At 41.6% G+C, this 10,352-nt stretch carries 10 protein-coding genes; 7 read left to right on the top strand and 3 right to left on the bottom strand.

All coding sequences use genetic code 11. The features are described from left to right. The first annotated feature begins 390 nt into the window (after positions 1 to 390). Genes pdhA through lpdA form a run of 4 tightly spaced genes read left to right on the top strand, consistent with a single transcriptional unit; the run spans position 391 to position 5,322 of the window. Positions 391 to 1,506 carry a pyruvate dehydrogenase (acetyl-transferring) E1 component subunit alpha gene (gene pdhA / locus ACH0QE_RS23985; RefSeq protein WP_415802968.1) on the top strand — a complete coding sequence of 372 codons (1,116 nt, stop codon included), beginning with the start codon at positions 391 to 393 and terminating at the stop codon, positions 1,504 to 1,506. Between the two features lie 3 nt (positions 1,507 to 1,509). Next, positions 1,510 to 2,487 carry an alpha-ketoacid dehydrogenase subunit beta gene (locus ACH0QE_RS23980; RefSeq protein WP_102262045.1) on the top strand — a complete coding sequence of 326 codons (978 nt, stop codon included), beginning with the start codon at positions 1,510 to 1,512 and terminating at the stop codon, positions 2,485 to 2,487. Positions 2,488 to 2,538: 51 nt separating this feature from the next. Beyond that, positions 2,539 to 3,909, top strand: a complete 1,371-nt coding sequence (locus tag ACH0QE_RS23975; protein WP_415802967.1) for a dihydrolipoamide acetyltransferase family protein — start codon at positions 2,539 to 2,541, stop codon at positions 3,907 to 3,909. Between the two features lie 3 nt (positions 3,910 to 3,912). Then, positions 3,913 to 5,322: a dihydrolipoyl dehydrogenase gene (lpdA, locus tag ACH0QE_RS23970; RefSeq protein WP_415802966.1), complete on the top strand. Its 1,410-nt coding sequence runs from the start codon at positions 3,913 to 3,915 to the stop codon at positions 5,320 to 5,322. Positions 5,323 to 5,466: 144 nt separating this feature from the next. On the opposite strand, the gene ACH0QE_RS23965 is transcribed toward lpdA, so the two are convergent. Further along, the gene (locus ACH0QE_RS23965; RefSeq protein ID WP_415802965.1) at positions 5,467 to 5,844 is read right to left on the bottom strand and encodes a small peptidoglycan-associated lipoprotein; all 378 of its coding nucleotides are present in this window, start codon (positions 5,842 to 5,844) and stop codon (positions 5,467 to 5,469) included. A 539-nt stretch (positions 5,845 to 6,383) separates the two neighbouring features. On the opposite strand from ACH0QE_RS23965, the gene ACH0QE_RS23960 reads away from it, so the two are divergent. Beyond that, positions 6,384 to 7,256 carry a polysaccharide deacetylase family protein gene (locus tag ACH0QE_RS23960; RefSeq protein WP_415802964.1) on the top strand — a complete coding sequence of 291 codons (873 nt, stop codon included), beginning with the start codon at positions 6,384 to 6,386 and terminating at the stop codon, positions 7,254 to 7,256. 116 nt (positions 7,257 to 7,372) lie between these two features. On the opposite strand, the gene ACH0QE_RS23955 is transcribed toward ACH0QE_RS23960, so the two are convergent. Continuing rightward, the gene (locus tag ACH0QE_RS23955) at positions 7,373 to 7,807 is read right to left on the bottom strand and encodes a DUF1885 family protein (RefSeq protein WP_415802963.1); all 435 of its coding nucleotides are present in this window, start codon (positions 7,805 to 7,807) and stop codon (positions 7,373 to 7,375) included. Between the two features lie 159 nt (positions 7,808 to 7,966). Between ACH0QE_RS23955 and ACH0QE_RS23950 the strand changes: the two genes are divergently transcribed. Both ACH0QE_RS23950 and ACH0QE_RS23945 read left to right on the top strand, forming a co-directional pair. Beyond that, entirely contained in the window at positions 7,967 to 8,266 is a 300-nt protein-coding gene (locus ACH0QE_RS23950; protein WP_214738618.1) for a DUF3055 domain-containing protein, read from the top strand. 252 nt (positions 8,267 to 8,518) lie between these two features. Further along, the gene (locus ACH0QE_RS23945) at positions 8,519 to 8,641 is read left to right on the top strand and encodes a GapA-binding peptide SR1P (protein ID WP_023615067.1); all 123 of its coding nucleotides are present in this window, start codon (positions 8,519 to 8,521) and stop codon (positions 8,639 to 8,641) included. A 199-nt stretch (positions 8,642 to 8,840) separates the two neighbouring features. On the opposite strand, the gene ACH0QE_RS23940 is transcribed toward ACH0QE_RS23945, so the two are convergent. Next, positions 8,841 to 10,310: an aminotransferase class I/II-fold pyridoxal phosphate-dependent enzyme gene (locus ACH0QE_RS23940; protein WP_415802962.1), complete on the bottom strand. Its 1,470-nt coding sequence runs from the start codon at positions 10,308 to 10,310 to the stop codon at positions 8,841 to 8,843. Positions 10,311 to 10,352 lie beyond the last annotated feature (42 nt).

The following is a 10,352-nucleotide window of genomic DNA, read 5'->3' as shown; positions in this document are numbered from 1 at the left end:
TAATAACATACCGATAGTGAATAAAATTAAAAAAGATGAAACATAGTATTTGACGGACTTATTTTCGTATTGTAAACTAAAAAACGAATGAGCGGATTGTATTAATCTATTTTTGTTTTTTACTGATACAGAATTTCGGATGCAAGAATGGTGAAATAAAAGTTTTTTTATAGTAAATCTGTGGAAAACTAAAGAATGGTGTGTTCAAATGGTGCTCCAAACAAAAGTTTTTTTAAAAAACTTCTTGAATCATTATTGATCTGCCAAGAAAAAAACAATTCAGCTCTGACATGTATTTAGAAACCCGGGGAAGTTTATCCTGATATTGGGTAACCTATTTTTGTATATTCAATTAAAATTCATGAAGTATGAAAGGAAGAGGTGGCTCTGATGGCATCTAAAACAAAAAACAACACTTATGATGCAGTGAAGCAGCTCGAAAATGTTGAAAGCCAATTTGAAATGTTCCAGATTTTGAATGAAGAGGGCGAAGTCGTAAATGAAGCGGCAATGCCTGAGCTTTCGGACGAGCAATTACAAGAATTAATGAAGCGTATGGTTTATACAAGGATTCTGGATCAGCGTTCAATTTCATTGAACCGCCAGGGACGCCTAGGATTCTATGCTCCTACAGCAGGACAGGAAGCTTCCCAGCTTGCATCTCAATTTGCACTTGAGAAAGAAGACTTTATCCTTCCAGGATATCGCGATGTTCCCCAAATGATCTGGCATGGACTTCCGCTAACGCAGGCGTTCTTATTCTCACGCGGACACTTCAAGGGTAATCAAATACCAGAAGGTGTAAATGTCATTTCGCCACAAATCATCATTGGTGCACAATACATCCAGGCAGCTGGTGTTGCTCTTGGAATGAAGAAGCGCGGAACACAGGCAGTAGCTGTTACTTACACAGGAGATGGCGGTGCATCTCAAGGTGATTTCTATGAAGGAATCAATTTTGCAGGTGCATACAAAGCGCCAGCAATCTTCTTCGTTCAAAATAACCGTTTTGCTATTTCCACTCCTGTTGAAAAGCAATCTGCTGCTAAGACAATTGCTCAAAAAGCAGTTGCAGCTGGTATTCCTGGAATCCAGGTTGACGGAATGGACCCACTTGCAGTATACGCTGCAACACTTGATGCACGTAAACGCGCAATCAACGGTGAAGGCCCAACATTGATCGAAACGATGACTTACCGTTACGGTCCACATACAATGGCTGGTGATGATCCAACTCGTTACCGTACGGCTGACCTGGACAATGAATGGGAAAAGAAAGATCCATTAGTGCGTTTCCGTAAGTTCTTGGAAAAGAAAAATTTATGGACTGAAGATATGGAAAACGAAACAATCGAAAAAGCAAAAGAAGAAATCAAAAACGCTATTAAAGAAGCGGATGATACTCCTAAGCAAAAAGTAACTGACCTTATGGAAATCATGTATGAAGAAATGCCAGACTACTTAAAAGAACAATATGAAATATATAAAGAGAAGGAGTCGAAGTAAGCCATGGCTCAAATGACAATGATTCAAGCAATTACAGACGCTCTTCGCGTAGAGATGAAGAACGATCCAAACGTACTTGTATTCGGGGAAGACGTAGGCGTTAACGGCGGTGTATTCCGTGCGACTGAAGGCCTTCAAAATGAATTTGGAGAAGACCGTGTATTTGATACACCGCTAGCAGAATCCGGTATCGGCGGATTGGCGATCGGTCTTGCGCTTCAAGGTTACCGTCCGGTTCCTGAAATCCAGTTCTTCGGCTTTGTTTTCGAAGTTATGGATTCTATTGCAGGGCAAATGGCGCGTATGCGTTACCGTTCAGGCGGCCGCTACAGCTCGCCAGTAACAATCCGTTCACCATTTGGCGGTGGCGTACATACTCCAGAGATGCACGCTGACAGCCTTGAAGGAATGGTTGCACAGCAGCCTGGACTAAAAGTCGTTATCCCATCAACTCCATATGATGCAAAAGGATTGTTGATTTCATCTATCCGCGATAACGACCCAGTCATTTTCCTTGAGCACATGAAGCTTTACCGCTCTTTCCGTCAGGAAGTACCGGAAGAAGAATACACAATTCCACTAGGAAAAGCAGATGTTAAGCGTGAAGGGAAAGACCTTTCAATTATTACTTATGGTGCAATGGTTCACGAATCATTAAAAGCTGCTGAAGAGCTTGAAAAAGAAGGTTACTCTGTTGAAGTAATCGACTTAAGAACAGTTATGCCTTTCGATATCGAAACAATCATTGCTTCTGTTGAAAAAACAGGAAGAGCAATTGTTGTGCAGGAAGCGCAAAAACAGGCTGGCATGGCTGGACAGATTGTTGCAGAAATCAATGATCGTGCAATCCTTAGCTTAGAGGCACCTGTGTTGCGCGTAGCAGCTCCAGATACAGTGTTCGCATTCTCTCAAGCAGAATCTGTTTGGCTGCCTAACTACAAAGATGTAATTGCAACAGCTAAAAAAGTACTTACATTCTAATTAAATGCTGAAATTATAAAGGTTTGAAAAAACTTAGGAGGGTGAATTCCATTGGCATTCCAATTTAAGCTGCCAGACATCGGCGAAGGTATTCACGAAGGTGAAATCGTCAAATGGTTCGTAAAACCAGGCGATAAAGTTCAGGAAGACGATGTACTTTGCGAAGTACAGAATGACAAAGCAGTTGTAGAAATTCCTTCACCTGTCGCTGGTACAGTCGAAGAAGTTTTAGTAGAAGAAGGAACAGTAGCAACAGTAGGACAGGTTCTTGTAACGTTCGATGCTCCAGGCTACGAGCACCTTAAGTTTAAAGGTGAAGAAGAAGATGCACCTGCTGAACAGCCTAAACAAGAAAAGACGGAAGCTCAGGTTCAGTCTACATTAGAAACTGGACAAAAAATTGAAAAAGAAGCGGCAGATGCACCTGCTCCTGCAGGTCAAACTGGTGCTGGCGCAGCAGCTGCACCACAAGCAGAGGTTGATCCTAACCGCAACATCGTCGCAATGCCTTCTGTCCGTAAATACGCACGTGAAAAAGGCGTTGATATCCGTCAGGTTGCTGGTTCAGGCAAGAATGGCCGCATCGTGAAAGCTGATATCGACAGCTTCCTAAGCGGAGGCGCTCCTGCAGCAGCTGCAACGGAGGCAGATCAAGCTCAGGCAACACAAGCTGAAGAGGCACCTAAAGCTGCAGCAGCTCAGGCTATTCCTGAAGGACAATACCCTGAGACTCGCGAAAAGATGAGCGGAATCAGAAAAGCAATCGCTAAAGCAATGGTTAACTCTAAGCATACAGCACCGCACGTCACTTTAATGGACGAAGTGGATGTAGCAAAGCTCGTGGCACATCGCAAGAAGTTCAAAGAAGTTGCAGCAGAAAAAGGAATCAAGCTTACATTCCTTCCTTATGTGGTAAAAGCATTAACAAGTGCATTGCGTGAATATCCTGCGTTGAACACATCTCTTGATGATGCAACTAGCGAAATCGTTCACAAGCACTATTATAATATTGGTATTGCAGCAGACACAGATAAAGGCTTGCTTGTTCCAGTCGTGAAGGACGCTGACCGTAAATCTGTATTCTCTATCTCTAATGAGATCAATGAACTTGCAGGTAAAGCTCGTGATGGCAAGCTTGCTCCAGATGAAATGAAAGGTGCTTCTTGCACAATCACGAACATCGGATCTGCTGGCGGACAATGGTTCACTCCAGTTATCAACCATCCGGAAGTAGCGATCCTTGGAATCGGCAGAATTGCAGAAAAGCCAGTAGTCAAGGATGGAGAAATTGTAGCTGCTCCTGTACTAGCGCTTTCCCTAAGCTTCGACCACCGTATGATTGACGGCGCTACTGCACAGCACGCTTTGAATCACATCAAGCGCCTGTTGAACGATCCAGAACTATTGTTAATGGAGGGGTAATAAATGGTAGTAGGAGATTTTCCAATCGAAACTGATACTCTTGTCATTGGTGCCGGCCCTGGCGGATATGTGGCAGCGATTCGCGCTGCCCAGCTGGGCCAAAAAGTAACAATTGTAGAAAAAGCAACACTTGGCGGAGTGTGCCTGAATGTGGGATGTATTCCTTCTAAAGCTTTGATCTCTGCAGGCCATAGATACGAAAACGCTTTGCATTCAGAAGACATGGGGATCAAAGCGGAAAACGTAACGCTTGATTTCTCTAAAGTTCAGGAGTTTAAAGCTGGAGTAGTCAAAAAACTAACTGGCGGAGTCGAAGGTCTATTGAAGGGCAATAAAATCGATATCGTAAGTGGTGAAGCTTATTTTGTCGATTCCAATACGATTCGTGTAATGGATGAAAATTCAGCCCAGACTTATACTTTCAAAAATGCGATCATCGCTACTGGATCCCGTCCAATCGAGATTCCAGCTTTTAAATACTCGAAGCGCGTCCTTGATTCAACTGGAGCACTTAATCTTCAGGAGCTTCCAGAGAGCATCGTCGTTATTGGCGGAGGCTACATTGGAACTGAGCTTGGCGGAGCATACGCAAGCTTTGGCACTAAGGTGACAATTCTTGAAGGCGCAGACGAAATCCTTAATGGATTCGAAAAGCAAATGTCAGCTCTAGTAAAACGCAACCTGAAAAAGAAGGGTGCAGAAATCATCACTAAGGCACTTGCAAAGGGTGTCGAGGAGACCGAGTCTGGCGTAACAGTTGCGTATGAAGCAAACGGTGAAGAGAAGAAAATCGAAGCAGACTACGTGTTTGTCATGGTAGGAAGAAAGCCTAACACTGACGAACTAGGACTTGAGCAAGTTGGCATCGAGATGTCTGACCGTGGCGTTATTAAAATCGACAAACAGTGCCGCACAAGTGTAAGCAACATCTACGCGATTGGTGACATTGTCGAAGGACCGCCACTTGCACACAAAGCATCTTATGAAGGTAAAATTGCTGCTGAAGCCATCGCTGGACATCCTTCAGAAATCGACTACCTGGCAATCCCGGCAGTTGTATTCTCTGATCCAGAATTAGCATCAGTTGGTTATTCTGAAAAGGAAGCGAAAGATGCAGGCATCAATATTACAGCATCTAAATTCCCATTTGCTGCAAATGGCCGTGCGCTTTCCCTCAATCAGACAGACGGCTTCTTGAAGCTGATCACACGTAAAGAAGATGACATTGTCATCGGTGCTCAAATCGCTGGTCCGAATGCTTCTGACATGATCGCAGAGCTTGGTCTTGCAATTGAAGCAGGCATGACTGCTGAAGACCTGGCAATGACAATCCATGCCCACCCAACTCTCGGTGAGATTACCATGGAAGCTGCAGAAGTAGCACTTGGAAATCCGATTCATATCGTAAAATAAACATAAAAAAATCCTTTCCAGATTAGATGGAAAGGATTTTTTATTTTTGGTTGATTTCGCATTAACTATAAGCAGCATTTTGAAGGACTTCGGGGGCTTTAATTCTACCTGTTCCCTATAGGTAATGAATTTGAAACAAGAGCCTTATTCATTATTCAGGACAGCTGATAGAGGTTCGATAATCTGATCCTTTGTTACATTGCCATTCACATTGGCAAGTACTTGATCCTGATGGACAACCAGGATTGCAGGGAACTGTTTTACCTTAAAAAGGTCATAGTATCTATTGGCGTTTGCTGCGGAAATGACAATAATTTTATCAAATTCGGCAGGATATTCTTTCTTTAATTCAATAATAGCATCATAATAGGATGCTTCTTGTTTATAGTTCTCATCATCGGAAAAGAAAACGACTTGTTTTATATCTTTATTTAGCTCCAATTGATCTGAATCGTTGACTGGGTTGCATGAAGCCGTAAGAAATAGGAACGTAGCGACAAAAACAAAAGACAAACTTTTCATTTATCTTTGCCTCACTTTTTTTCGGATTGTTGTTTCGCACGAGTAACTGGTTGTCCATATTCTATCACAGCAATTTCCAAAAGAATGGAATGTTATTGAATTGTTACATAAATGAAAAATATCCAAACCAACCGGACATATACTAGTAAAAAGATCTGAATGTTTATCTTACAGTGACTTGGGAAAAAGATAATTTAGACATGGTGGTGGAGGGTTTGAAGGTGTATACAGTATTGCTGCTTCAATTAATTATCTGGAGTGGATATACCTTAATAGAATGGCTATCCAAACACGATCATCCGATTTATAATGGTATTATGTTCTTGGTGTTTTTCTATTTAGCTATAATAATAGGCAATAATATAGTGAAATCGGCGAGAAAAACCTTTTTTATAACGGTCTTGAGCCTTGCCATTTATGTATCACTTCATATGACAATGTCTTTTATTTCTTCTTTATGGATCTCTTGAAATACTGAGTCTAAAAAAGTTAAGCCATCAGCCTTGTCAGCAAAGATAAACCAGCAGGAGGGGAAAATCTTGAAAAGAACGTTGTTATTTGCGGTTTCAGCATCAATTATTTTAGCTGGATGTGGAGCCGCAGAAGAAGCGCAGAAACCAACTGGAACAAGTGAAGAAGCTAAAGAGCAGATCCAAGAAGAGGAAAAAGCCGCAGAGGAAAAGCCGGAAACAGAAGGTACAGTAGCGGTTGAGGATTCTTCTGAAGATGTTGCAGAGAGTGAAGAAGTAGTACAAGCAGCACCTCAGTATGAAATGAAGAGTGATTTCTCTATTCAAAATATCGAAAACCCTGATGAAAAAATAGTTTTATTGACAATTGATGATGCACCAGACAAAAATGCTCTCGAGATGGCCAAAACATTAAAAGATTTGAATGTAAAAGCCATCTTTTTTGTGAATGGCCATTTCCTTGACACTCCTGAAGAAGGGGAAGTCCTGAAACAGATTCATCAAATGGGCTTTCCGATTGGAAACCATACATATAACCATAAGTCTTTGAGAGAATTATCTGAGGAACAACAAAGGAAAGAGATCGTAGACCTTAATGACAGGGTTGAAGAACTTATTGGCGAAAGACCACAATTTTTTAGGGCTCCTTTCGGAATGAATACTGACTATAGCAAGCAGCTGGCCGCTGATGAAAAAATGCTGCTTATGAATTGGACCTACGGATATGACTGGGAAAAGGATTATCAATCAAAGGAAGCTCTCGCAGATATTATGGTTAATACACCATTGCTCCGGAATGGGGCGAATTTGCTGATGCATGACCGGCAGTGGACAAGCGCTGCCCTTGGTAATATCGTAAAAGGCTTGCAAAATAAAGGGTATAAAATCGTCGATCCTGAGCTTATAAAAACACCCGCAAATAAAGAAACGGCTGCTCAATAGCAGCCGTTTTGATCTTTTTATTCTTTTTAGTGGAATTTGTAACTTGTGTTCCGAAACCTGTATGCTGCGAATGCAGGTAAATGTTCAAAAAGTATCAGCCAGGTGAAAAAGAACCTTTATTTACGTGGATAGAAGTACATAACTCTCCCGTTGAATAAATGGAGCTCGCCCTGCAGTTTTTTACCGATAAACTTACTGAATTCGTTTGCTTTTCCCTTGTCCCCAGCAGTCGCTGTTGGAGGCAGGGTAATTTGTATGTATGATTGCTCGCGTTCTGTTCCGTCTTCGTCAGCAACTTTTTCTTTATCAACGCCGATTAAAATTGCATTATAACGGTCCTGGGATGATTGCAGATAGAACCATGTGCCTTTCCCATCTTCTTTTTCCTTGAGATCATAAGGAAATGCTGAATTTTCATAATTCCAATCAACCTGGTCGCCTGTTTTAGCAGTTATTTCCTTATAGTAATTAAATAAATCCTTCAGTTCTTCGGTGGAAATGGCTTGCTGAGATGATGATGGAACAAGTTTTATATAAGCATTACTAGACATCGTCCAATCCCCTTTTCCTATCTATTCACCATCATTTTATCACTCCTGAAAAAGCATTGACAATAGAATAAAAGCTTTTTAGTTTCTAATGCACTTGCCTTTTTGTCAAAAATAAATTATAATAATATTCTAAATATTTAATTAAAAAGGAGGAGGCATATGGAACTATTCGAAAAGCTTTATGATGAGCATGAAAAGGTTCACGTCAGGTTTGTGGGGTTCACTACTAATGACACTCGTTATGACTTTGGGATTGTCTCTACCAACATGTTTTTCGGAAAACCTCTGGTAGTCTGCATGCAGACGGGGCGTTCGGCACTCCTCGACCCTAAGGACATAGAAGACGTAGAATATTTACAGAAAGCATTCCATATTACAGAAGTCCGGCAGGCTGAGGACCTTGCATTATTTTTCAATGAAGAATTGCCAACAGCCCCGTTCCAGACTCAATACGAATAAGCGGGAAACGAGAGCAGGCCAAAAGGGCCTGTTTTTTGGGTTTATTGGCACCTTTAAATTAGTATTTACGCAAAAAGTGTCATACTAATTGTTTTTTAAACATATATTGTGGGTACATATAACAATAAATACCTAATAAAAAACCAAAGTGTTATACAGTTTAGGCTTGAAATCTTAATAGTGTTATAATAATATATAATTAGAAGTTGATAAAACGCTTTCAAAATTCAAAACGAAAAGGAGTTTGAAAATATGGGCACAATCGTTTGTCAAACTTGCAATGCAACAATTGACCATTTCGAAGATGAGAAAGTAACGGTATTATATTCAAAAAAATGCAACTGCTGCGACCATGAAGGTGCAGAGGAAAGATAAGAATAGATAAAAGGGCATGCATCCTGCATGCCCTTCTTTTTTTACAAGATAAGAAAGTGTAAATTTTCACTTCGAGAGTTGTCTAGCTCCAGCACCTAGCCCCTCGAGTCGCCACGGTCCTGTCAATGAAGTCAAAGAACGACTTCACTGTCAGGCCCTCCAGCGCTTGTCGGGGCTGAACAAGGCGCTTGCGCATTTCTTATCTGATTGCTTTGTGTTCCTTGATTACCCTGAAGGATTTAAGTTCATCATCTTCTGGGCCTTGTACTGGAAGGCCGGCTTCCATATTGGTCTTGATATATATAAGGTTTTCTTCGGTAATGATTTCTCCTGGAATGAAAATTGGAATCCCAGGTGGATACACCATTACGAATTCTGCAATGATCCGTCCTTCCGATTCCTCTACAGGCACCACTTCGGTATCGGCGTAGAAGGCATCCCGAGGTGTCAACGCCAATAACGGAATGTCAGGAAGCATAACTTCAGCATGCACTTTCTCAGCAAGATGGTGGAATTCTTTTGAAAGTTCACGTAATGCCTGAACTAGAATTTCAGCTTCTTTTTGAGTGTCACCAGGGGTGATGATGCAAAGGATATTATACAAATCTGAAAGTTCAACTTCGATATTGTATTTTTCGCGAAGCCATTTTTCGACCTCGTATCCAGTAATATTCAAATCTTTTATGCTTATCAGTACTTTCGTTGGATCAAAGTCATACGTAGCGTTTGTACCCAGCAAATCTTCTCCCGGGCAGTAAAGATGCTCGATGTCATTAACCTGTCCCCGGATCCACTGCGCCAATTTAATGGTGCGGTCAATGATTTCTCTTCCTTCAATAGACAGCCTTCTTCTCGCAGTATCCAGTGATGCGAGCAAGAGATATGAAGTAGAGGTAGTTGTCAGCATGCTGATAATTGATTGAACGCGCTTTGACGATACCAAACCTTCTTTTACATTCAGGATCGAGCTTTGCGTCATTGATCCTCCGAGCTTATGAACGCTCGTTGCTGCCATGTCAGCGCCAGCTTGCATTGCTGAAAGCGGGAGATCTTCATGGAAGTGGATATGGACGCCATGGGCTTCATCCACCAGAACTGGCACATCGTAAGAATGGGCAATCTCAACAATTTTTTTCAGGTCAGCAGCAAAGCCAAAATATGTTGGATTGATCACAAGCAGACCTTTTGCATCTGGATGCTGTTCTAGCGCCTTCTCGACCGAATCAGTTGAGATTCCGTGAGAAATTCCGAGCTTCTTATCTATCTCAGGATGGATGAAGATTGGAATGGCACCGGAAAAAACAATAGCTGACATAATCGATTTATGCACGTTTCTCGGTACGATGATCTTATCTCCAGGTCCGCAAACTGTCATGATCATGGTCATGATTGCGCCGCTTGTTCCCTGTACTGAAAAGAAAGTATGATCGGCACCAAATGCTTCAGCGGCCAGCTCCTGAGCCTGTTTGATGATGCCTTTAGGAGAATGCAGGTCATCAAGGGGCCCGATATTGATCAAATCGATAGACAGTGCATTATCACCAATAAATTCTCTGAACTCCGGGTCAATACCGCTTCCTTTTTTATGACCGGGAATATGGAACTGAATCGGATTATTTTCTGCGTGTTTTAATAGGCTGGTAAACAACGGTGTCTCTTTTTGTGACAATTGATGATCACACCTCTTTATTGTATTGGATTTCCTTATTTA

The organism is Mesobacillus sp., from assembly GCF_047739415.1.
In the GTDB taxonomy this organism is placed as follows: Bacteria; Bacillota; Bacilli; order Bacillales; family Cytobacillaceae; genus Mesobacillus.
Note: the sequence above shows the minus strand (reverse complement) of the source record. Positions and strands in the feature narration are given on the sequence as shown.

Excerpts from the sequence above, each read along its gene's own strand:
- ACH0QE_RS23945 (WP_023615067.1), top strand. The coding sequence starts at position 8,519 with ATGGGCACAATCGTTTGTCAAACTTGCAATGCAACAATTGACCATTTC.
- ACH0QE_RS23955 (WP_415802963.1), bottom strand. The coding sequence starts at position 7,807 with ATGTCTAGTAATGCTTATATAAAACTTGTTCCATCATCATCTCAGCAA.
- ACH0QE_RS23965 (WP_415802965.1), bottom strand. The coding sequence starts at position 5,844 with ATGAAAAGTTTGTCTTTTGTTTTTGTCGCTACGTTCCTATTTCTTACG.
- pdhA (WP_415802968.1), top strand. The coding sequence starts at position 391 with ATGGCATCTAAAACAAAAAACAACACTTATGATGCAGTGAAGCAGCTC.
- ACH0QE_RS23950 (WP_214738618.1), top strand. The coding sequence starts at position 7,967 with ATGGAACTATTCGAAAAGCTTTATGATGAGCATGAAAAGGTTCACGTC.
- ACH0QE_RS23980 (WP_102262045.1), top strand. The coding sequence starts at position 1,510 with ATGGCTCAAATGACAATGATTCAAGCAATTACAGACGCTCTTCGCGTA.
- lpdA (WP_415802966.1), top strand. The coding sequence starts at position 3,913 with ATGGTAGTAGGAGATTTTCCAATCGAAACTGATACTCTTGTCATTGGT.